At 35.5% G+C, this 25,064-nt stretch carries 12 protein-coding genes and 7 tRNA genes; 14 read left to right on the forward strand and 5 right to left on the reverse strand.

Annotation, left to right across the window (positions count from 1 at the left end):
* Positions 1-33 precede the first annotated feature (33 nt).
* The 8 genes from AVL50_RS21710 to AVL50_RS21745 all read left to right on the forward strand — a co-directional run bounded on the left by AVL50_RS21710 (position 34) and on the right by AVL50_RS21745 (position 3,758).
* Positions 34-106, forward strand: a tRNA-Phe gene (locus AVL50_RS21710).
* A gap of 39 nt (positions 107-145) precedes the next feature.
* A tRNA-Phe gene (locus AVL50_RS21715) sits at positions 146-218 on the forward strand.
* 39 nt (positions 219-257) lie between these two features.
* A tRNA-Phe gene (locus tag AVL50_RS21720) sits at positions 258-330 on the forward strand.
* A 38-nt stretch (positions 331-368) separates the two neighbouring features.
* Positions 369-441: transfer RNA gene (locus AVL50_RS21725), tRNA-Phe, on the forward strand.
* A 39-nt stretch (positions 442-480) separates the two neighbouring features.
* A tRNA-Phe gene (locus AVL50_RS21730) sits at positions 481-553 on the forward strand.
* 38 nt (positions 554-591) lie between these two features.
* Positions 592-664, forward strand: a tRNA-Phe gene (locus tag AVL50_RS21735).
* A gap of 212 nt (positions 665-876) precedes the next feature.
* A tRNA-Ser gene (locus AVL50_RS21740) sits at positions 877-961 on the forward strand.
* Positions 962-1,073: 112 nt separating this feature from the next.
* Entirely contained in the window at positions 1,074-3,758 is a 2,685-nt protein-coding gene (locus AVL50_RS21745) for a tetratricopeptide repeat protein (RefSeq protein WP_062618567.1), read from the forward strand.
* Here AVL50_RS21745 and AVL50_RS21750 read toward each other — a convergent pair.
* Complete coding sequence (locus tag AVL50_RS21750) at positions 3,755-4,402, reverse strand: response regulator transcription factor (protein ID WP_062618568.1); 648 nt, start codon at positions 4,400-4,402, stop codon at positions 3,755-3,757. The two genes, AVL50_RS21745 and AVL50_RS21750, sit on opposite strands and share 4 nt — an antisense overlap.
* Positions 4,403-4,503: 101 nt before the next feature.
* Positions 4,504-4,977, reverse strand: coding sequence for an SMI1/KNR4 family protein (locus AVL50_RS21755; RefSeq protein ID WP_062618569.1), 474 nt, complete (start codon positions 4,975-4,977; stop codon positions 4,504-4,506).
* A 212-nt stretch (positions 4,978-5,189) separates the two neighbouring features.
* Between AVL50_RS21755 and AVL50_RS21760 the strand changes: the two genes are divergently transcribed.
* From AVL50_RS21760 to AVL50_RS21770, 3 genes are all read left to right on the forward strand, one after another.
* Positions 5,190-6,683: a DUF1254 domain-containing protein gene (locus AVL50_RS21760; RefSeq protein WP_062618570.1), complete on the forward strand. Its 1,494-nt coding sequence runs from the start codon at positions 5,190-5,192 to the stop codon at positions 6,681-6,683.
* A 203-nt stretch (positions 6,684-6,886) separates the two neighbouring features.
* Positions 6,887-8,518, forward strand: a complete 1,632-nt coding sequence (locus AVL50_RS21765) for a hypothetical protein (RefSeq protein WP_216639077.1) — start codon at positions 6,887-6,889, stop codon at positions 8,516-8,518.
* A gap of 222 nt (positions 8,519-8,740) precedes the next feature.
* Entirely contained in the window at positions 8,741-9,526 is a 786-nt protein-coding gene (locus tag AVL50_RS21770) for a hypothetical protein (protein ID WP_062618571.1), read from the forward strand.
* Positions 9,527-9,601: 75 nt separating this feature from the next.
* Here the strand turns inward: AVL50_RS21770 and AVL50_RS21775 are convergent, their stop codons facing one another.
* Positions 9,602-12,517, reverse strand: coding sequence for a glycosyl hydrolase 115 family protein (locus AVL50_RS21775; RefSeq protein WP_062618572.1), 2,916 nt, complete (start codon positions 12,515-12,517; stop codon positions 9,602-9,604).
* A 185-nt stretch (positions 12,518-12,702) separates the two neighbouring features.
* Here AVL50_RS21775 and AVL50_RS21780 point away from each other — a divergent pair, with 185 nt between their 5' ends.
* Positions 12,703-14,313, forward strand: coding sequence for a tetratricopeptide repeat protein (locus AVL50_RS21780; RefSeq protein ID WP_062618573.1), 1,611 nt, complete (start codon positions 12,703-12,705; stop codon positions 14,311-14,313).
* Here AVL50_RS21780 and recG read toward each other — a convergent pair.
* The gene (gene recG, locus AVL50_RS21785) at positions 14,310-16,415 is read right to left on the reverse strand and encodes an ATP-dependent DNA helicase RecG (protein ID WP_062618574.1); all 2,106 of its coding nucleotides are present in this window, start codon (positions 16,413-16,415) and stop codon (positions 14,310-14,312) included. The two genes, AVL50_RS21780 and recG, sit on opposite strands and share 4 nt — an antisense overlap.
* Positions 16,416-16,537: 122 nt before the next feature.
* Here recG and AVL50_RS21790 point away from each other — a divergent pair, with 122 nt between their 5' ends.
* The gene (locus AVL50_RS21790) at positions 16,538-21,799 is read left to right on the forward strand and encodes a C25 family cysteine peptidase (protein ID WP_062618575.1); all 5,262 of its coding nucleotides are present in this window, start codon (positions 16,538-16,540) and stop codon (positions 21,797-21,799) included.
* A gap of 55 nt (positions 21,800-21,854) precedes the next feature.
* Positions 21,855-23,933 carry a hypothetical protein gene (locus AVL50_RS21795; RefSeq protein ID WP_062618576.1) on the forward strand — a complete coding sequence of 693 codons (2,079 nt, stop codon included), beginning with the start codon at positions 21,855-21,857 and terminating at the stop codon, positions 23,931-23,933.
* On the opposite strand, the gene AVL50_RS33125 is transcribed toward AVL50_RS21795, so the two are convergent.
* A complete protein-coding gene (locus AVL50_RS33125; RefSeq protein WP_157491485.1) occupies positions 23,863-24,366 on the reverse strand; it encodes a hypothetical protein in 504 nt (167 codons plus the stop codon). The two genes, AVL50_RS21795 and AVL50_RS33125, sit on opposite strands and share 71 nt — an antisense overlap.
* Between the last annotated feature and the right edge of the window lie 698 nt (positions 24,367-25,064).

Below are 25,064 nucleotides of genomic sequence, written 5' to 3' on the forward strand. Positions count from 1 at the left end.
TAAAGGTTAAACAAGACTCTAAAATAGTTTCCCGGTGATGTAGCTCAGTTGGTAGAGCATCGGACTGAAAATCCGTGTGTCGGCGGTTCGAATCCGCCCATCACCACAAGTCTAAAGGTTAAACAAGACTCTAAAATAGTTTCCCGGTGATGTAGCTCAGTTGGTAGAGCATCGGACTGAAAATCCGTGTGTCGGCGGTTCGAATCCGCCCATCACCACAAGTCTAAGGGTTAAACAAGACTCTAAAATAGTTTCCCGGTGATGTAGCTCAGTTGGTAGAGCATCGGACTGAAAATCCGTGTGTCGGCGGTTCGAATCCGCCCATCACCACAAGTCTAAGGTTAAACAAGACTCTAAAACAGTTTCCCGGTGATGTAGCTCAGTTGGTAGAGCATCGGACTGAAAATCCGTGTGTCGGCGGTTCGAATCCGCCCATCACCACAAGTCTAAAGGTTAAACAAGACTCTAAAATAGTTTCCCGGTGATGTAGCTCAGTTGGTAGAGCATCGGACTGAAAATCCGTGTGTCGGCGGTTCGAATCCGCCCATCACCACAAGTCTAAGGTTAAACAAGACTCTAAAACAGTTTCCCGGTGATGTAGCTCAGTTGGTAGAGCATCGGACTGAAAATCCGTGTGTCGGCGGTTCGAATCCGCCCATCACCACAAAAGCAAAGCTTATCCATTTGGGTAGGCTTTTTTTATATCCGATAGTTAGGTTTTTATGTATTTAGAGAATTAATTTTCATTTTATTTGAAATTTAAATCACTAAAAAACAACAGATTAAAACCAACATCAAAAATAAATTCAAAATATGTTTGGTGTATTCGAAATTAACCTACATATTTGCACCCGCTATCACACAAAGATAGCACATAGAGAGTTGGCAGAGTGGTCGAATGCGGTGGTCTTGAAAACCATTGTACCGCGAGGTACCGGGGGTTCGAATCCCTCACTCTCTGCAAACAGAAAGCATCAAATCGAAAGGTTTGATGCTTTTTTTATGCCCTTTTGAAAATGACTGTCGAATATTTTTTATTTTGTGAAAAGTATTCAAAACAGTAACTCATTACTATGACAGCTTTCCTCCGATCGTTTACTATTTTATTCTTCTTAATTATTTATTTTAATTCAGCTAATGCTCAAAAGAGTGACTCACTTTGGGGCGTTTGGATCGATGAAACTATTGATCAAAAAGAAAGAGTAAATGCACTGAATGAATACTCTGAACATTATCTAAAAATCAATAAAGACAGTGCACTTCACTTTATAGAAATGTCGGTTGCTTTTGCTAAAGAAAACGGAATTATTGAGCAGCAAACCTATATGCAATTAGGGAGAGTATTAAGAAGAAATTCTAAAAATGAAGAAGCTATACAAGCCTATAAGGAAGCACTTATAATTGCAGAAAAAACAGATGACAGTCTTTCTATTGCCAATTCACTTTACCTCATAGGAGTAAGCTATTACTATATGGGGGACTATGAACATGCTATTTCTTATTATAAGGAAAGTAAAAACTGGGTAGAAATGATGGGCAATAAACGAGGTGTTGCCAACATCTCTTCTAATATCGGTATCATTAATATGCGTCAAAATCAGTATGACAGTGCCGCTAATAATTTTGAAGAAAGTATCAGACTCTACATTGAAGTCGATCTACCACACAAAACAAATGTACCCATGCTTAATTATGCTTTGCTCAAGGAAAGATTAGGTGATTATCAAGGAGCAATGGATTTATACATGAAAAGCTTGGCGATTAACGAAAAGGAAAAGGATGAAAGTTCCATCGCTTATGTCTATACTAATATTGCTCAGATGTATCAAAAATTAGGGGATAATGATAAATTTTTTGAATACAATGAGAAAAGCCTTGATATATGGATTAAGCTCAACAACAAAAGAAATATACTTTATAATCTTACCAATATTGGTTCTATTTATTTTGAAACGGGAGATTATGATAAAGCATTAGAGTATTTCAATAAATGTGTTCCCTTATCCAAAGAAATTAAAGACAAGAATGGTATCGCAAATGTTCTTCTCAAACGCGGGGTTCTTTACATTGAAACTAATCAATTGGATAATGGAATTAAAGATATAAACTCTGCTTTTGACTTATATAAGCAACTGAAAGATGGTTCTGGAATAGCATTGTCACATCAAGCATTAGGAAAATATTATACTGCTATTGGTAAAAATAAATTGGCGATCACCAACTTGGAAAAAGCCTACGAACTAGCTGTAGATTCTGATATTGAAATCCAGAAAAATGTAGCCGAAGACCTTTACAGAGTGTATGAGAAAGCAGGTAATAAAACTCTCGCTTTTGAAGCCTATAGAAATTATATCATTGCCAGAGATAGCATCGGTAATGACAAAAACCAAAAAGAAATTGTACGGAAAGAATTAAAGTATAATTACGATAAAAAGGCACTAGCTGACAGCCTTGCCTTTGAAAACCAAAAAGCGATTCAAACGGCAAAACTTGAAAAAAGCACTACTCAACTCCGTCTTTCTATGGTCATACTTCTGATTGTGATCATATCAGTGGTTTTGCTTTACAGAAGAAATCAAACCATCAAAAATCAAAACAGTACGATCACTTCTCAAAATGAAAAGCTTACAACCCTCACCGATGAATTGAAAGGATTGAATGAGAATTTAGAGAAAAAGGTAGAAGAAAGAACTTTTGAAATCACAAAAATCAACAAAGAACTAAAGGCAAGTGATGAACGTTATGCCTATGCTTTGGATGCTTCTAATGATGGAATATGGGATTATAATGTAGAAGAAGACCAAATTTCTTTTAGTCCTGCCATTTATACAATGCTTGGATTTGAACCTTATGAGTTTCCTGAAACGAGAGATAGTATTTATGACTTATTACATTCGGAAGAAAAAAAGATAGAAACCCGAAAAGCTCACCATTTGTTTGCCATCAGACAAAAAACCGATTTTCTGGAAGATGAATACCGTTTGGTAGGCAAAAATGGAAAAGTAGTTTGGGTGCAATCGAAAGGTAAAATTGTTGAAAAAGATGAACAAAATAAACCGCTCCGAATAGTGGGCACTCACACCGACATCACTGCTCAAAAGCTAAAAAGTCAAGAAATGCTAGAAGCTATTTTAAGAACGGAAGACGCTGAAAGGAGTCGTATTTCGAAAGAAATCCACGATGGTTTGCAACAGACTTTAATTATAAGTTTTATGAACATCCGACATTTTAGAAGCAAAATGAAAGATATTCCAGAAAGCGTAAAGGAAAAGTTTGAGTTGGGATGGAAATATCTAGAGCGATCAATCGAGGAAGCTAGAGGAGTTGCTCATGTTCTGATGCCAAAATCCATTGTGGATTATGGTGTTTTAGCGGCTTGCCAGATGTTGATTGATGATATGAATAGTTCAACGGATGAAATTACTTTTGACTTCCAACATAACTTAGCTTCCGAACGACTTCCAAACCAACAGATAGAAATTACGCTTTATAGAATATTACAGGAAAGCTTGAACAATGTCATGAAATACGCCAAAGCTTCTGAAGTCAATATTCAGTTGTATGATTATGAAGACACGTACTCTTTGACGGTTGAAGACAATGGGATTGGTTTTGACACTTCCAAACTAAAAGACAAAGAAGGACATGGTTTCAGAAATATCAGAAATCGACTAGATGCTATCAATGGTTCCTTGGAAGTGGATAGCAGAGAAGGTGACGGTACGACTATTATTGTTGAAATATCAAAGACAATTTAAAAGTCAATCAAGTTGGTTCCTATTACGTAAAGGATCAATCCTGCAATATTTTTACTCCCTGTTTTTACCAAAAGGTTCCGCTTGTGTGCTTCTACCGTTTTCATACTTACAAACAAGGCTTCTGCAATTTCAGTATTTGAATATTCCTTTAGAATTAACTCTAAGACCTCTTTTTCCCGCTTCGACAACTTTACTTCAGCAACCATCCTTTTAGCGTGAGGTTTTGTTTTTTGGATACTATTGATAATGATTTCAGTGACTTTAGGAGAAAAATAAGTACCACCAGTTGACACTGTTTTAATTGCCATCAATAACTCTTCCTGCTTACAGTCTTTCAGTAAATAACCACTTGCTCCTTCAGCTAAAAACTGCTTCACATGTCTATGGTCATCCATCATGGTCAAACCTAAAACTTTTATATCAGGGTGAAGACTACTCATTTGCTTGGCTAATTCTATACCGTCCATTTCCGGCATATTCAAGTCAGTTACTACAATATCGGGTTGAGATGATTTTAATTTTTCAAGACAATCCACACCATTTTCTGCTTCTCCGATACATTCTATTTCTGAAGATTTTTCAAAATAGGTTTTCAAACCTTCACGGATCATTTCATGGTCGTCTACTAAAAATATTTTAATCATAGTGTTTTTTTAAATTGAAGAGTTATTAATTATTGAAATTGTTATGCAAAAAGCGTTAACATAGACTTACTATAAAGTTGGTATTTATACTTCTGTTATTACTATTTATCCGGTTCTAAAGCCAATAACACTTCAAATAAATTGTCTGCTATTTTCAGTATTCCTTCATCTCCATTATCAACCCAAAATATTGCTCCCCTATCTTTTTCTCTTGAACTAACATATAACATACCTCCAAATAATTCTATTATCGGAATAAGATATTTTACATCTACGTATTCATTACTTAGTTCGAAATGCTCTTGAAATTCATAAAGATATTCTATATCAGAACAATATTTTTCAATTTCATTTAGTGACAACACTTTTTCTATACCATTTCCTATTTCATAACCATCTTCATTAATGATATTTATAATATTATCAAAACCATCAACCTCAATTTTTGATTCTGAATATTTAAACAAGAATTCCTCTATCTCTTGAGGAAAAGTAAGGTTTATTTTTTTCTCTAATTCTTTAATTTCAGAGTATGCAATTTGCTTTGGATTGATATATGTTAAATTATATTTCATGTCTAATTAATTATCGTTTAGACCTTTTTTTAAATCATCAAATTGAAGTAAAATTAATAAAGCACAACTTTTAAATATAACCATCACTTTTTAATGTTGTTTGAAAAAGTAAGGGAAACCCTAGTTTTTCTATTTTCAGAATTTCACCATCGGTTAAGGAGAGCACCCGCCGTAGCTTTGTAATATCAAAATTCAATCAAATCATCAAGAAAATGAAAAAAGATATCATTGCTAAAGTGGCGTTAGCTTCAGTGCTATTATCTGGCTGTAATACTACCCTGCCAACTACTGATACTGTTGAAGAAATCAAATCAGATTCTAATTCAATGGATACTAGAATTGGGAAATTAGGTTTTACTCATGGTTTTGAAAATGGTTACCCAACGGAAGAAACTGTACATCTTTTGTTTGATGAAATGGACTTCCAACGTGCCACTCAAGCTTATATTTGGGCTACACCTTATGTTTCCTTTTTACAATGGCAACACTCCTTCCATCATGATTTAGGACTAAAAAATGGACAAATCATATTGCATGAATCTTATAAAGACAGAGTGGGTGGTTTGACTTATAATGCCACTACTCCTTACGCACTTACTTTTATAGAAGTACAGGATGATCCTTGGATTATGGAAGTGCCAGAAGGAGGCGTAAGGGGATCAATGTCCAATATGTGGCAAATTGGTTTGGCTAGTTTTACAGAACCTACCAAGTTCTTGATATTAGGACCTGAAACGAAAATGCCAGAAGGTGATTTATCAGAATATAAAGTTGTAAGGTCAAATACTAATTCAGTCATGACAGGTCTTCGATTAATGTCTCCCGACAAAGATGAAAGAATGAAGGTATTGGACAATTACAACATCTATCCTTATTCAGAACGTGAAGATCCACACCCTAGAGGATATATTGAAACCAATGAAAGACCTTGGATGGCGGCTGCGCCAAGAGGTTTGGAATATTTTGAACGCTTAGCAGAAGGAATCAATACTAATGGTCCTATTCATGAAAGAGACCGTTTCTTTATGGCAATGTTGAAACCGCTAGGTATCGAAAGAGGAAAACCTTTTGCTCCTACAGCTTATCAAAAAGAAATTCTAACGGAGGCCTCTTACGTTGGTGAAGCAATGACTAAAGCGATAGACTTTGATGGAACGGAACGCCTAGAAGATGCTCCGTACATGGAAGGATCAGCGTGGGAAATTGCTACTACATCTCCTCCAAACCAACGTCGTGAAAATATGGATGCTTTAGACGGACGTGCTGCTTGGTTCTATGAAGCCGTTTCTAATGACATCGCTATGCACGGTATGGTCAATGGTGGATATGGTCAAGTTTACCTTACTTCTTATAAAGATGCGGATGGCGATTGGTTAGACGGTGGACAGAATTACCGTTTACGTCTTCCTGATAATCCTCCAGCAAAAGCATTCTGGTCGGTGACATTGTATGAAGTGAACACTCGTACGCTACTGCAAAATGAGATGCAAAAAGCAGATCTATCTTCAAGACAGCATTTAAAAGTAAATATGAACGGTTCTATTGACCTTTACTTTGGTCCAAAAGCTCCAAAAGGATTTGAAAGCAATTGGATTCAAACCGAAGAGGGTCGTGCGTGGTTCCCTTACTTCAGATTCTATTCTCCTGGAAAAGAAGTTGTAGACCGCACTTGGATACTGCCTGATATTGAGAAAAAGTCATATTAAGAATATACAATACACCTATATTTTATGATACTATTAAGCCCTCTTCGGAGGGCTTTTTTTATGCCAAAAATTTAAATATCAAAAACTAAGGGAAACCCTAATTTTTTAGATCTAGCCTTTCCCTAAAGGATAGAAAAAGAGATATAACCACCTTTGTAATAGATAATTAAACAATCTCATTTATCAATCTAAACAATAAGAAAATGATTAATTTAAATTCAAAAAAAGCGGTAGTTGCAAGTCTTATGGTAGCATCTAGTTTTCAGGCATTAGCACAAACAGATCACCCCAATAGTAAGATGAATGCTTTACCACAAACGAACCCTTGGTTAACTGAAAGTGTTTATCCTACCTCGCATCATAACCCAGCACAAACGGATGTATCACCTATTGCAGGTCCAGCATTTAGTATGCAATTAAGTAAAGATCAAGTTAAAACTATCCCTGCCGTTTTCAACTCTAATCCTACCACGAAACATATCGGAAAAGATAGAATTATCATGATTAGCGGTGTAAATGGAGTGAGAAAAGTGCTTGCTACTGGCGATCAGTTCGAGCAAGTTTCTTTCTTACCTTACCCAGGATTAGAAGGTGCTAATCCAGATGAAATAATGGAAGTAGTTGACCGTATGGACAAAGCACGTTTTGCTCATGATGATAAAGCCATTTTAGCGGAATCAAAGAATATGGCAGAGCTTGGTTTTACCTTTAAAACAGTAGCCAATGGTGTATATAACTTGTTTGATAATGAGGGCTACCACTACTCCATGTATAGTGGTGTAAACATTATGAAATCAACTGATAATAATGATGTAAATGCACCTCAGCAATTGGTCAAAACAGCCAATATCACTGACGGTCTTCCTGCTGATCTTGCAAAAAATGTAACAAGAGCCGTTGGTTTTGGTATGACTTACGATGGTAACTTGGCAGTTGCTGCTCCAGGAATGGTAGGTTTATACTCTCGTGATTTAGATCTAAAAGGTTATATCACGTTCCCTGGTGAAATTGTAGATAACAGTATCGCTTTCGACGAAACAGGTATTTACGTGGTGACTTCTGAAAATATGTACAAGGTAGTATGGACAGGAAAAAAACTATCTTATGATGAAAAAGATGGTGGTTGGAAAGCACCTTATGATACCATGGACGGTGAAAAAGCAGTAGCCATGGGTGCGTTATCACGTGGTAGTGGTACAACCCCTACTTTGATGGGCTTCGGTGGTGATGAAGACAAATTGGTTCTTATCGCTGATGCTGATGAAAACGGAACAAAACTAGTCGCTTTCTGGCGAGATCAAATCCCTTCCAACTTTAAACAAAAAGAAGGTACAAAATCACGCAGAATTGCGGATCAAATCAGAGTAGATGTCAGTGATCTTACTATCGAACCTTCTCCTGTTGTGATGGGAAATAGAGTCGTTGTAATTAACTGTACATTCCCTGAGCCTTCAGAAACTAGAGGAGATATTTTTGGTAATGCGATGACATCAGGTGTCACTCGTCATGCACCAAGAGGTATCCAACAGTTTGTTTGGAATACAGAAGAAAACAAATTCGAGAAGTCATGGACTAATATGACGATTGATAATACGGACACAATGGTACCTCACGTATCTGCCAAATCGAACGTCATTTACTTTGCTAACAAGGTAGGCTTGAACTACGAATACACTGGTTTGGATTGGAACACTGGTGAAATGGTAGGTCGTTGGAAAATGCCAACAGAAAGTGCTTACTACAACAACTGGGGTGGTATCGGGTACTTCCTTGAAGATGGGGATTTAATCCTTGGTGGATTCTTCAGTGCCAAACGTATTAATTTTGAAAAATAATAATTTTCATATCAATTTTTAGAGAGAACTACGATCATTCGTAGACTATGCTTTTGAGCCCTCTTCGGAGGGCTTTTTTGCGTTCAATACTATCGATTCAAAAACTAAGGGAAACCCTAATTTTTTAGATCTAACCTTTCCCTAAAGGATAGAAACGGAGATATAACCACCTTTGTAATAGATAATTAAACAATCTCATTTATCAATCTAAATACTAATAAAATGAAAAAGTTCATCACTTCAATTGCTATTTTACTTTTAAGTTTAACGTCCTTATTTGCTCAAGATAAAAAAGGGCCTTCAGCAGAAGAATTAACCAAAGCCAACAACCCTTTAGCTGACCTTGTCGCTTTCAATATTCAACATTATGCTCGACCTGCTTTAAATGAAACTACGGGAGGAGCGGCAAATTCTACTTGGATGCGATTTGCAATGCCAACAGGTCGTGTATTATGGAGATTATCAGCTCCTTTGGAAACTCGATTTATCAATAATGAAACTACTAATTTTAGTAAATCAGGCCTAGGTGATATTGACTTAACTGCTTTCTACTTAGGTGTAATGAAACCAAAAATCACTTTTGGATTTGGTCCATCAGCAAGTTTCAACACAGCAAGTGATGCTGCATTGGGTAGCGGAAAAAATACATTAGGTGCTGCCGCTGTTGTTTATGCCATCGCTAGTCCTCAATTCCAATATGGTGGATTAGTAACATGGAGAACAGACATCGGTGGTGATCCAAGCCGTGATGGTGTGAACTTATTAGCAGTACAACCTTTCTACTTCTGGCAATTAGGTAAAGGGTTATACTTCAGAGGTGCACCAATCATGGCTTTTGATATGGAAACTGGTAACTATGCTGTTCCAATCGGCTTAGGTGTTGGTAAAGTTGTGAAACTAGATAAAACGGTTTTAAACTTCTTTGTTGAACCACAACCAAGTGTTATCGTACACGGAGCAGGTCAACCTACATTCCAAGTTTATGGAGGATTGAATATGCAGTTCTAGAAAAAAATAAATTATAAACGAAGAGGCTGTTCAAAATAAGAACAGCCTCTTTCTTCGTAAAGAATCAACCAACTATTATTTTATCTTTAAATCTTCTAATCTTGTTTCACCAGGTCCCAAATACGACTTCTTCAATCCTCCAAAATCCATCACTGCTTTATCCAATACCACCCCTGGATCTAAATAATAAATCTTCAACGTATGTTTTCCTGGCTTAGTGATATAATGAGAGGAAGTGTGAATAGAGGAATTTCTCCTTACATTATTTCTCCATCGATCACTGTCAATTTCTGCTCCCACATAAATTGTTTTTGGTGATTCATCATCTACAGAAACTGCAAAGCGGTGCAATTGGAAACCATTGATAGGGTAAGTCGGTAATACGTAGGTGGAGATGTCAAATCGACCTGAATTGAACGTATAGAATTCGTATTCCACATGAGCGTATTTATCATTTCTAGCCCAATGACCTGCGGTTTTAGCATGATTATTATCGATGGTCAATGAGGCTCCTGTCACTCCCAGTCCTTGATTGACTACCCAACTGACCTCTTCTTTATTTACTTTTTGATGGTATTTCTCCAATGGAATCGAAATCACACCATTTTGCTCTACAAATACGCCTTGAAGACTATCTTGATTAATTTTGGTATCGAATGCCTTTACATAAATAATTTCCTCTTCCTCTCCGCTTGTGATACGAATGTTTCCCGTAGAATTAAATTTTAGTTTAGTCCAATCTACCGTCACTAAAATACGTTGCTCTAACGCCGTGGTTCCTGAAGTTTTACTCAGTTGAATCCAGTCTTCACTCACTTCAGCAGACCATATTAAAGGTACCCTGCCTTTATTAAAAACATCAATATAATAGGCTTCTTTATAATGTGAAGTAAATGTAGGCAGACACAAAAGTGTATTGATTCCGATGGAAGGTTCATTTTCTTCTACCATCACTCCTAACCCTGCCTTTTGAGCAATATCAATTTTAGTTGTTGGAGGTAGCTTCGCAAAAGTTGCTCCTGGTGATTGAATCTCTGAGATAATCCCTTTCCATTTTCCATCTAATAGTGCTCCATATTCATCTGTCAACCATTTTGTACTATCGTGATAGGCTTTGACTTCTGCTATCAGTTCATTTGTCCCCGAATACTGTAAAGAAGCATACCATCTGTTTTTATGAGCTAAAAGCAATTTATGATTCATAAAATGTGCTCCACGAACGGGATAATAAACCAACTCAAAAAAGGCTTCTTGGTCTTTTTTCGGCATTAAACTTCTCAGCTTATTGGCACGATGACTTAATGCTTTAAATTCCGAAAGTCTTGACTCTGCTTCTCTATAATTAGTAAAACTGATATCCGTATCTTCAATTCTTTCTCTCCATCTTGAACTGGAAAACTCTTCTCCCCAACCCATAAATTCAGGTTTTCTTGTAAAATTGATTTGGTAATAATCATACATCAAGTCAGCACATTGTTTACCTAACTCTTCTCCAAAAATATCTTGATACCATTGGTACATATGATCAAAAACAGTCTCTCTTTTTATGGAGTTGACATCCCAAGCTAAATCAAGGAAAAATTGTGTATTGTATTCCGTTGGTTTGATATCACCCACATTTACCATCCAAACTCGATCCGCTTTATAATCATACGCTTTTTTCATTTCTTGATAAATCAATGCAGGATTAGTAGTACTCAACCATGTATATTCATGTGGATTTCCTAAGTAAGCGATATGATAATAGACACCACTCCCTCCAGACCTTTTCTGCTCCAAAGGATCGCTGAGCCTACGGATATAGCCATAATTATCGTCTACCCACATCAACGTAATGTCATCAGGAACTTTTAAACCGTTGTTATAGAGATGAAGCACTTCAGCATAAGGCACAAATATTTGAGGAACTTCTTCTATTGACTTTCCTGTATGCTTTGCCAAAATTGACCTTTGATCTTGGATCGCTTCTTCTACCAATTCTATTTTTCTTTCTACTGAAAAACCACCTTCCATAGCATGATCGTGAATACCTCTGATACCTATTGTGTACAGATTTTCATAAGGTGCATTTTCAGAAACTCTTTGATCCAATACCTTACAGATTCCTTCTCGATTGGTGGCATAATTCCACTCCCCCATGCTATTTTTATCCCATTCCGTGGCATTATTAAATAAAACAGGTTCGCAGTGAGAGGAACCCATCACAATTCCGTATTGATCAGCCACTACTTTATTGTCGGCATATTTATTAAAGGCACCGGTACACTCATGCATTGCAGGCCAAAGGTAATTGGCTTTTAAGCGTAACAGCAATTCACATACTTTGGCATAAGTCTTTGGTCCAATATCTCCTAACTCCTTTTCAAAGTTTTTAGCACTCCACGGATGCAATCCCCAATCTTCATCGTTGATAAAAATCCCTCTATATTTTACATCTGGCGATTTACTTTTAAATCCTTTATGATCGACGTAAAGTGATTTCTTTCTCTCTACAGCAACATCCGCCCACCAATACCAAGGTGACACTCCCATTTGTTTAGAGATTTCAAATACTCCGTAAGCTGTCCCTCTTCTATCACTCCCTGTAATCACTAATGCTTTTTTCTTTTTATACCAAGGATTAGAAATCACTTGAATACTGTATTTTTCCCATTGATTAGTCAGCCCAACAGTATCGATTAAATTCTTTTCAACTAAGGCCGAGATCACTTTACTGTTATTTAGAGAGCCAATAATTATCACATTTTCTTTTGGGTATTTAGATGTGGTGACTCTGGGTATTTTACCACTTACTAATTGATAATCTTGAGTAAAATGTTTGACAGTCGTTTTTACAACCTCATGATCTTCTTGAGCAAATAGTATGGTAGGTATTTTTCCATTTTCGATTAATGGAAAAGCTGACGGATGATATTTTTCTGTAATAATATTTTGAGCATTGACTTCAAAAATCAACAGTCCATAGATGAAAAAATAAAAAAGAGATTTCATGGTTTTACGTGTTCTTTACATAAGTAATAATTCCACCTAAAGATCCTCTGAAAGACTTTTTTATTCAAAAAACGGGGTCATTCAAAAATTATACAAAGACACAAAAATTTATTTCACCGCATCTCTTCACCTGTTTATATATTCAGTAAAAGGGAAAAATTTATCAGTTTAATTAAATACTGAAAATGAAGAGATTACTTATCATTACTGGGGTGCTTTTTTATCTTATTCTTCAAACTAACACTTCTTTGAAAGCACAAGAAGACAGTATTTCACATTATATTCAATTATACAATACGGTCATTCAGCATGATTCTGCAAAAATAAAGGAACTTCAAAATTGCTATGATCATTTTACTTCAAAAAAAGACTCTTCATGGATGATCAAGGCCCTATTAGGACTCTCTGACCACAATGCTCGAAAAGGAAATTACAGTGATAGCTATACTCATATTTGGAAAGCCCAAGATCTTGCTGAACAGTACAATCATTTCACTTTACTCTATGAAGTCCACAAACACATTGCTCGCCTTTATAATGTTTTTGACAAGAATGAGGAAGCTTTTTTTCATGAAAAACAGATGCTTCAATTTGCAAAGCTAGCGGTTGAAAAAGGTGAATTAACGCCAAAAGCAATCATCTCCTGTTACTATAATTTCACGCTACATTATCGTATTGAACGCGATTATCAAAAAGCATTTCATTACTTGGATACCTGCTATACACTAGCGGAACAAATGAAATATACAGAGAAGCAGAAAGTTTATTTAGATACGGAAAAAGGAAATATTCTTATGCTTCAAGGTAAAATAAATGAAGCCCTTCCCATCCTACTAAAAGCAAAAGAACACTTTGAGCGGTTTAATCCATTTTACCTTACCATCATTTATTATTACTTGGGCAGTGCCTATATAAAACTCGAAAAGTGGCCGATGGCAGAAAATTATTTTAGAAAAGCTTTGAGAAATATTGAAGTCAGACATGCTCATTACGACACCAAAGCAGAATGCTTAAAACTATTGGCTTTTACATTAAATAAACAACAGCAATACAAAGAAGCCTATCAATTAATGAATGAATCCAAGGAAGTAAATGATCAACTCTTCAGTGCAAAGAGTAATCAGAATGCTGGACTTTTAGATATTAAGAATAACTATTTAGAGAAATTAAAAGAAAGAGATCAAGCCTTACTTCAAACTGAAAATGAACTTGCTCACCAGAAAGCAAAAAGTCTTCAATATTCTATCCTTTTTGTAGTGGTCATTGCTTTTTTTATCATCATTCTTCTAATCATACATTCAAGACAGAAACAACAAAAATTTAAGGTTGAAAGGGAAAAGCAACAGCTTGAAGCGATGCATCAGGAAGAAAAAAATAAGGCTTTATTTGAAATCAAAAATAAAGAACTGACTTCTTTTACATTACAGTTAATTGACAAAGAATCACTCCTCAATGAATTAATGAGTGCAATCAAAATACATGCTTCGGAAAATAAAGCTTTAATAAAGTTGGTGAAATTGAATACCAAACATCGTATTCAATTGTGGAATGAATTTGACCGACGATTTATTGATGTAAATAAAAATTTTTATGATAACCTTAAAAGTAAATTCCCTGAACTAACTTCTACTGAATTGAAGCATTGTGCTCTTATAAAATTACATTTCTCGGCTAAAGAAATGGCACAATTACTTAATATTTCAATCAATGGCGTCAATACTTCGAGGTATAGAATTCGAAAAAAACTGAAGCTTGAAAGAGAAGAGAGCTTATCAAATGTAATTGACCGGTATTAGCTGATCCTACTCCAGTTCGTTACAGATTTTTTCACCAAGAGTGACTGCTGATGTTTGATAATCCCATGTTCTTCCTTTGCTAAGTCAGGATCTTCATCAATCAATTTCTCTGCAATTCCTCTCACATATTGCAATAAAGCAGCATCTTGACCAATATCTGCGTGACGTAAATCCAAGACACCACTTTGCTGAGTGCCTTCAATATCTCCAGGGCCTCTCAACTTTAAATCTGCATCGGCAATTTTAAAACCATCTGTTGTATCTACCATCGTTTGAATACGGACTTTTCCATCTTTAGAAAGCTTATCACCTGTCATCAAAACACAATAAGACTGCTCTGCCCCTCTACCAACACGACCTCTTAATTGATGCAACTGTGCTAAACCAAATTTCTCAGCATTTTCGATAATCATAATAGAGGCATTCGGGACATTTACACCTACTTCAATTACAGTAGTGGCTACCATAATATGGGTTTTACCATCGGCGAAACGTTGCATCTCAGCATCCTTGTCAGCGGGTTTCATTCTGCCATGCACAATGCTGACTTTATATTCAGGAAAGGCTCTTGATACTGCTTCGTAACCTTCTTCTAGGTTTTTATAATCCAAAGTTTCTGATTCCTCAATTAATGGGTAAACGATATAAGCTTGACGACCTAATTCTATTTGCTCTTTCATAAAGCCAAATACTCTCAGTCTCCCTTTTTCAAACTTATGCCAAGTGATAATCGGTTTACGCCCTGCCGGTAATTCGTCAATAATAGACACCTCCAAATCACCATAAACGGTCATTGCCAACGTTCTTGGAATAGGTGTCGCCGTCATCACCAACATATGAGGCTTGGCTTTACTTTTCTTTTTCCAAAGCGCCGCTCTTTGTGCTACACCGAAACGGTGCTGTTCATCAATCACACAAAGTCCAAGATTATAAAAGTCTACTTTATCTTCAATTAAAGCATGAGTACCTACAATAATTTTCAAAGAGCCATCTCTCAATGTCTCATCTATCACTCTTCTTTCCTTGGTTTTAGAGGAACCTGTCAGCAATGCAATCGTTACTCCCATCTCATCTGCAAAAGGCTTCAACCCATTATAATGTTGTTGAGATAAAATTTCTGTAGGCGCCATCAACGCTGATTGAGCATCATTATCGAGTGCCATCAACATACACATAAAAGCAACGATGGTTTTACCACTTCCCACGTCTCCTTGTAGTAAACGATTCATCTGATAGCCACTTCGCATGTCATTATAAATCTCTCTTACTACCCTTTTTTGTGCCCCTGTAAGGTCAAAAGGTAATTGTTCTTTATAAAAAAGGTTGAATGTTGGGATTTTCTCAAAAATCTGCCCTCTAAATTTATCTGTCCTTTTCCCTGCCTTTGATGCTATTATTTTTAACTGCAGAAAAAAGAGTTCTTCAAATTTTAAACGATACGATGCTTGTGCTAAAGTTTCAGGTGATTTTGGAAAATGTGTCCAAGCAACCGCTAATCCTTTTGATATTAAATCATTTTCCTTGATAAGGTATTCCGGCAATGTTTCAGAAATAGAACGGTACACATTTTCAAGCAAAGTCCTCGTCAACTTCGCCAGCATTTTAGAGTCCATTCCCTTATTTTTCATTTTCTCAGTGGTATGATAAACAGGCACTAAACCACCTTTCTGCGTACGGGGTATTGAAGGATCGTATTCATCTAGTTCAGGATGTGAAAAAGACATTTTGGCACCAAATCGTTGAGGCTTTCCATAAAGGACATACCACTTCCCTACCGTCAATTTCTTTTCAATCCATTTCGCTCCTCTAAACCACACCAATTCAATCTCACCAGTTTCATCTGAAAAAGAGGCTACCAACCTTTTAGACCTTCCTTCTCCAACTGTATTCTTAAATGTTAGCCGACCTATTATTTGTACGGCTGTAGTATCATTGATTACTTCATCGACTTTGTAAAACCTTGTTCTATCCTCATGACGGAAAGGGTACTGCTCCAATAAATCGCCGAAAGTGTATACACCCAACTCTTTATTGAGAATCTCTGCCCTAACAGTCCCTACTCCTTTTAGATATTCAATTTTTGTATCAAAGATATTATTCACTTGCTTCCTCTAGGTTTCCTTAAAATTATTATCAGTCAACAGCTCGAAATTAGTAGATTATTGCGAGAATATGTTAATTTTAAAAAACGCTTTTTTATTAAATCATTATTCTGCCGTTTACAATGCGATTATTACTCATCGTAACTCTATTTTTTCTAAATCTCCTCTCCGTATTTTCTCAAACTCCTATTGCTGACATCAACGCTTGGAGAGAAAAAACAAGAAATACTACTTTCTATAAAATGGAAGTAAGAGAATATGGCATTTACAGAATTACATATACTGAACTTCTTGGAGCAAATTATCCTGTAAATAATGTCCTTCTATCAGACATCAGAATGTTTAGAAGAGGGCAAGAAGTGGCCATTAATATACAAGATAATAATAGAAATAACCGTCTTGATGATGGAGACTATATTGAATTTTATGGTCAACCTAATGATGGGGAAACTGACAGATATTTATTCAGAGATATCAATGATTTTGTCAACCCTTATGAACCTATTTACTCTAAAACAGCCGTATACTTTTTAAGTACTTCAGCATTATCTGGCAGTGCACCTTTACGAATTCAAAATAGTAATGTAGATAGCAATGGCGCCACTGAGGTAGAATATCATTGGTATACTGAGACCTACAGAGATACGCCAACAGAAAAAAGCTTTGAGTTCAGGAAATCTTTCAGTCAAGGAGAATCTACCAATGGAAGTTCACGTACTTCATTCAGTTCTGCTTTTAGAGGGCCTCGTTCTTGGACTACTTATGAAAACAGGAACAAAACTGGCATTGTCAATTTTCAACTCAGGACAAATAATTTCTTCTCAAGTGCCCCTAATACATACCTTCAATTAGAAAGTAGAGTAATGAATTACTCTTACAGAACTGCAGATATTGATTTCCAAATAGGAAATGCTGAAGGAAACACAAGCACAAGAGACTCTCAATTTATCAACAGATATGAGGTAAGTACAAACATAAGTGTACAGCTTTCTAATGCTGATTTTTCTGATGCTAATAGAAGCACTTTTGTACAACTCGTCAACAATCTCAACGGAAGTGGGTCGGATTTCAATCAAATGGGTGTGTTATACTTTAATTTAACTTATCCTCAAGCTCACTCTGCTATCACTACAGACCAAGACATCCCTTTTACTCTTTTTCCAAATTCAAAAAATATAATTTCTGCTCCGCAAAATGGAGGTGGTAATTTTTATGATATAAGCAATGTAAATTCTCCCATCTTATTACAGAAAAATTCCAGTGGCTCAAGAGATCAATCTGTTGTTGACAATAATAATGGACAAAGAGTAGACCTTTACTATAGCGTAGTTCCAAAAAATGTCAATGCTTTAACCTTAGCAGAGTTTGAATTTACAGACAACAGCCTTTCATATGACTACCTTATCATTTCCCATCCTGCTTTAAGACAACCTTCTAATTCATTTAATGATCCTGTTGAAACGTATGCTAATTATAGAGCATCCGTAAGCGGTGGCAATAGAGCAGTTTATGTCGCTGACATCATCAAACTCTACAATACTTTTTCTTGGGGAGAACAAACTCCTATTGCCGTCAGAAACTGTATTGACCTGCTTCGATCTGAGCAATTAGAATATGTTCTTATTTTGGGAAAAGGTTTAGACCTTGATGTTGATCCTTATGAAAGTAATCCAACTGGCGAACGTGCTTTTCATTATATTCCATCTTATGGTTTTCCAGCTGCCGATAATGCTTATATGATGGGCTTTGACGGTAATGAAGTAGGTATACTTCCAATTGGTAGAATTTCCGCTCACGAACCTCAAGTGATTGAAGACTATTTCAACAAGGTGCAGGAGCATGAAAGTTTAGCGTTTGATGCATTATGGCGAAAAAGAGCACTTCACCTTAGTGGAGGAGCAAGTTTAAGTGAACAAGAACGATTCAAAGGAATTGTTGATGGTTATAAAAATATTTTTGTTGATACCTTAGAAGGAGGTAGTGTAACCACAATCAGCAGGCAAAGTGAAGGCGCTATTGAATTCATTGATGTTACAGATGTGGTGAATGACGGCATCAGCTTAATGACTTTTTATGGTCACTCTTCTGCACTGGATGCAGACATTGATATTGGATTAGCGAGTGATCCTTCAAGAGGCTATCAAAATAAAGGATTATATCCACTGATTAATATGATTGGCTGTGGTGGAGGTAACCTTTTCACAACTAGAAAATCATGGGGTGAAGATTGGATTGAAACGCCCGACAAAGGATCAATTGGTTTTATCTCTAAAAGTGGTTTAGGAAGTAGCAGGCTCTTAGAAAACTACGGAACAAACTTTTATGAGGCTTTCTTCAAAGATCAAATCGGATTACCCATAGGAGACCATATCATTAAAGCTCAAACTGATGCTTTAAATGGAAGTTCTTCTATTTCTAACATCGCAGTTGTGGAACAAACGGGCCTTCAAGGTGATCCTTTATTACAGATTTCTCCTGCTCAACCTGATTATGCTGTTGCTGATAACAACGTAAGTGTCAGCCCTCAAAATGGCAGTGAGTTTTCTGTTGATGACAACTTCTTCAGAGTTCAAGTAGTGGTCAATAACTTTGGTAAAGCACTCGGTAATCAAACACTTTATGTTCAGGTAAAAAGAACTTATGGCAACGGAGCCAACTCTTTCAATTCTTTAATTGATAGTGTAAATGCCACTTACCTTTCAGATACGCTCTCTTTTGATTTTATCAATTCAGAGGAAGATAAAATTCTTGGTGGAGGTGAAAACATTATTAGTGTAACAGTTGGTACTATACTGAATGAAAATGAGGTCTTAGTTGATGCAAATTTAGAATATAATGTCAACAACAATACAGGTTCTACAAGAGTTACTTTTTCCGACAATACTATTCGTTTTATACAACCTCTCGACTTGTCAGTACAACATGACTCTACTGTCAATTTTTATGCTTTTGACAATAGTTTCGAACAAAGAACCGAAGGTGACATCATTGAAATAGACATCTCAAAAGACAGCCTTTTCAGTACAATCGTACCTACTACAACAACTCCAAAGCAATTAATCCATTATAAATTAAATCTGTATCATTTAAATGATTTCATCACCTCGGATACAACGGTCATTTATGCTCGTATTCGCCTAAAAGACAGAAATGGAAAAGTTTTTCCTTACAATAAAATTTCATTCACACACTTACCTAAAAGTTCTGGAGAAGGATGGAGTCAAAACAATAGCCATCAAATGAGAGACAATCAACTGACAGCATTGATTTCAGAAGATGATGGACAGGGAGATGTAACATGGACTTTTCCTAACGAAAACCAAGTGATTACAGTAAAAACAGGTGGTGCATCCTTTGGAGACGGTACATTCTATGAAGTGGAGGTCAATGGAGAAAAATTCGTCATCAATGGAGAATGTAATAATGGCGGAACATTGACATTTATGATATTCGATCAAGGTTCAGGAGAAGTGATCACTGCTGATGCTTATCAATGGAATACAAGATACTGTGGCATCGGTTTCCCAAGTCAAGCTGCAATTCAGTTAAGGCCGAATGACCTTCTAAGAACAACATGGCCACTTTCTGAATCCATCACTTATTACGGTCCCAATTCATTATTCATAGACCCTAAAACATCGAATTTAAAAGATGGGGATTTTGTATTGGCTTTTGCTTCTGGTAATTTCAACTTCCCTACCGCTCCATCTGACACAAACAGCGAAAACTACCAAGCTTATCTATTAAATAAAGAGGCAATGCATTTTGCTGGTTTTGATACAGCTGCTATCTACAATATTCCTCAAGGAGTGCCTTTTATTGGTTGGACAAAGTTCAATGCTGATCAACCACAAGGCCAACTTATTATAGGTAGTACAACCAGTGATTTTCTAGAAGAAACTTTTAATATCCAACCGAATGTTAGTCAAGGTATTATTAGTACAACTCCAATAGGCAGGACTAACTTCTTTGAAAGATTATGGATGGATTTCAGTGCTATTTCAGGAGAGATTGAGACCATAATTCAAGGCATCACTTTTGATGACAAAGGGTCTTCTATCACCCAGAACATTTATACTTTCAAAGGAGAAACGCCTTCTAACGGCCTTGATCTACAAAGAATTCCTTCCATTAATGAATACAATTACATTGGACTAAGAACTACTCTTACGGATACTTCTTCAGCAAGAGTTCCTTCACAATTACAACACATCAGAGTATCCTACAACACATTACCTGAAGCAGTACTGACATATCAGGATATCACTGACCAAACCAATATAAAAGAAGTACAACAAGGACAAGATATTGAGTATGAATATCTATTACAGAACATTTCAACTCAACCTTTTAAAGAAGAGGTACCAACAGTACTTACCTATAAAACAGATGGTAAAATCATTTCTGATACGATCAGCATACCTCCACTTATTGCAGGCGGTCAGTATAATTTTAAAATAAAACCAGATACATGGCGTGACCAACTTACAGGAAATGTATCTCTATCATTAGTTACAAATCCAGATATAAAACTGCTTGAAAATTTTTATAACAACAACTCTGTCAACTCTAGTTTTAGAGTAGCTGTTGATAATACAAATCCACTTATTGAAGTCCTTTTTGACGGTCAAAGGATCATTAGTGGTGATATTGTTTCTCCTACAGCAGAAGTTTCAATCAGTCTCATTGATGAAAACGAATTTCTTAGATTAGAAGACCATACAGATGACCCTTTAGCAAACCTTTTGTCCTTATCTATCAAAAATGAGGAAGATGATAATTTCCATGTATTGGATTCTCTCTTATTCTCTTTTGAAAATGTTGGAAGTAAAAATCATATCATTGCATCACTCCCACTCAATCAATTGGTGAATGTAAATCATATTGACACCGATGGAAGTTTGGCTGACGGTGTGTATACATTAAAGGTCGAAGGAAGAGATGTAACTGGTAATGGAGCCGGTAATGGTTCTGATGAATCTGCAAACCAAAGACCTTTCTTATTGATGAAATTTGAAATCAGTAAAGAATCTACTATTACCAATTTCTATCCTTATCCTAACCCATTTTCCGACAAAGTAAGATTCGTTTTTCAAGTTACAGGTGTTGAAGCACCTGATCAGATCAAAATTCAAATTATGACTGTGACAGGCAGAGTAGTAAAAGAGATTTTCCAAGACGAATTAGGTCCAATAAGGATTGGTACTAATGTTTCTGAATATGCTTGGGACGGTAGAGATGAATTTGGAGATCAACTGGCCAACGGTGTTTACTTATACAGAGTGATCATTCCTCAAAAAAATAATGGAGAATACCAGCACCGAAAAACCAGCAAAGACAACCTTTTCAAACACAATATTGGAAAGTTATACCTACTCCGATAAACTAATTTTAAAACATTCTCATTCAAGATATTTCATTGAAAGAGATTGATTTTTTATGACAAAGAAAATAATTACTAAACATCCTCAGTTTCTATTAGGGTTGATTTTTCTATGGTGCATACTTTTTTTCATCTTTAAGGAAATCATTTACAACCCTAACCTTCATTTTTTATATAAAGGCGGTGATGCTTTAAAAAACTACTTCCTTTTTGCCTTTGTTTCAAAGTATGGAAATTTAGAGCATATCAACTTTCCATTTGGAGAATCCTTGTTATATACAGATTCAGTACTATTGCTGAGTTGCTTCAATAGCTTCATTTCAAAAAATATAATTGATATATCTGATTACAGTATCGGGATTTTACATGTCGAAATGCTTTTGGTGTTTATTGTAAGTTACACTTATTGTTATAAGATATTTCGATATTATCAGCTTGACAAGGTAACAGCAGTTGTCGGGAGTTTATTATTAGCATTAGGTGCTCCCTCTAATAGTAGAATTCTACTTCATTTTGGTTTATTCTTTACGGGGCTTTTACCTTTCTTGATTTACCAATTAATTACCTTCTCTTCTAATAAAAGAAAGAACGGCCTGATTATTCTCTTATTCAGTTTTGGAAGCTTTTTCCTTCATGGCTATGTTGGTACTCTATTTTCTGGATTAGTCATCTTTTATTTTCTGACTGAAAGTGTTGTAAAGAAAAGTTTCAACTTTATCTACACTCTTTTAGGTATTCTACCAACTTTAGTTTTCACATCTGCCGTTTATTTATCTGACGAGAATTTATGGAGAAGTCAGCATCCTGTTGGGTTATTCGATTATGCAATCAATATTAATAGAATTAAGCCCTTTACCTTATGGGACTCAATTTCTGTTCATGAAAACCTACAGTTCAACATATGGTTTTATGTTTTGGTGCTATTTTTACTATTAACGTTTTACCGAAGACAAAAAAGTCATCTCAATTTGCCATTATTACTTACTGGAATTTTCTTTATTATTTATGCCACATCTTTGTTTCTCCGATTCCAGCTTGTATTAGAATTTTTACCGCAACTCGAACAAACTCGTGACCTACAGCGTTTCGGCTGGGTATCCTATTTCGTTATTGCTATCAGTGTTATTCAATTTGGCTATTCTTATTTCAATAGAAAACTTCTACTCCTCATTTTATGTATAGGAATATTGGAATCTATTTACTTTATGACAGAAATAAAAAAGGAGATTCATTTTGAAGAAAATATTTTCAATCTTCAAAACTATGATTTCAAAAATAACTTAGAAGATAAAATTACAGCCTCAATTATTTATCAAACTGATACTACAAGCAAACGGTCAAAACTAGCCGATTTACAATATCAACTAGCCCTTAAATATGGAATTTCTCCGATCAATAATTATCTATCAAGGCACAGTATTGAAGAGAGAAATATACAAAAGCAATTCACTACTCCTTTTATAAAAGAAGTAAAGCCTTCCATTTTGAAGTATATCAACCAAGAAGAAAAAATAATTATTTTAGGAGATACATTGAGTAAAAAGTATAATGAGCTAAAGATCGTAAATCAGCTTGTCTACACTTCTACAATAAAAGATTTCATTCCTACTCCAATAAGTATAGATTCTTTAAGAAAAAAAGCTCTTTATGTAGACCCACTAAGTAAGAATAGTATTTCTGAAATCACCAACAGTAATAAACAAGGGCTACAAATCTCTGCTTTTTATAAAGGAAAAATCACTTCAATTCCATTAGATGAACTAAAGACTGCTCAGGAATATAAACTGAATATCTGGCTCTATCATTTTCATCAAGACAGTCTCTTATTTGACAAATTAACATTGTATCAAGGTGAAAATAAAATTGGAGAGAATAACAACTTCGAGTCTTATGACATGCTGAGTGAAAAATGGGGAATGCTAAGTTTGAACTTTACTTTGCAAGAAAAAAAGACTGATTCATTAACACTATTCGCTGAGAGATCATTCAAGAAATCTCAATTCATATTAGACAGATTATCAGAAAAAAGAAACTTACAAAAGATAAGACAGCAACCTTTGTTTTTTAATGAATTGACAATTTTTGAGGTTTCTTCCAATAAAAAGACAAAAGTAAAAAAAGGACAGGATAAATAGGCATCAAAAATCTACCATCCCAATCCACAACGGAACACCCCACAATAAGGACATGACACAAAACAAAAATAAGCAAGATCTTACTGATGATATTATTGAGTTTACCTTTCACCCCAGCGACCAAGAGCATAGAATAAAGTGGGAGAAGAATAATGATTGAGTTCAGATTATGAGCAAGCGACCAATACGGTCTGACATGTGCTAAAAAGAAGAAGATTTTAGTTAAAAAGAGCTTGAACCAAAACGTAAAATTGTGATTAATGAATTGAAGAGTCTCCCAAAAAGTATCATCACCTACTTTATTCAATACTAATGTAGAATTTGGCTTCAGTTGCAGGTAAGGATATTCAGCAAGCACTGAAGGATAACCTGATATATTGTATACTATATCACCTTTAATGTAATCCGATGGAATTTCGAATGTCAGTAGCATATACTTGATCAAAAACACTATTCCTATTCCCAAAAAAGGAACTAAGATGTAAATATACTTTCGATAAACTTTGTACTTCATCAGTATCATCAAACAGAGGAAAATCAATGAAATGATAATCGATACTCCTGTGGGCTTGATAAAGGCGACATACATTGAACCTGTAAAACATAAAAAATAACGAAACCTAGAACGTTTTTGATAGAGCAAAAGAAAAAGGTAAATCAATACAATGACGCTCGAAATATATAGGCTCTCACATAATATATAGGAATTCCATGACACGATCTCAAAATTGAAGAGATAGATTAAAGTCAAAATTGTGGAGATTTTATATTGCTTTGTGATGATGAAAATCGACTCAAATAATAGAAATATTGAGCAAAAGGAAATTAAGTATTGAATGAAAACGACAAAAAGTAGATGATCAAAAATGGACCTTAGGAGTGATAAAAAAAGTATATACCCCAAGTACCAGAAATTGTGTCCTTGATTTACAATAAGATCATAAACATTTTCTGATGACAACAAATATCTCCCGGAGTCTATCACTACTTTCACCCCATACTTGTTATATGCCACAATACTAAGTATCAAGTATAGACTACTTAAAATACAATAGATCTCTTTTCTAGATTTTAAAAGGTTAAGAGCATTCACTTTTTTCTACCTCCATTAAAAGAAAAAAGTACCTCATC

The sequence above is a fragment of the Flammeovirga sp. SJP92 genome (genome assembly GCF_001583495.1).
In the GTDB taxonomy this organism is placed as follows: domain Bacteria; phylum Bacteroidota; class Bacteroidia; order Cytophagales; family Flammeovirgaceae; genus Flammeovirga.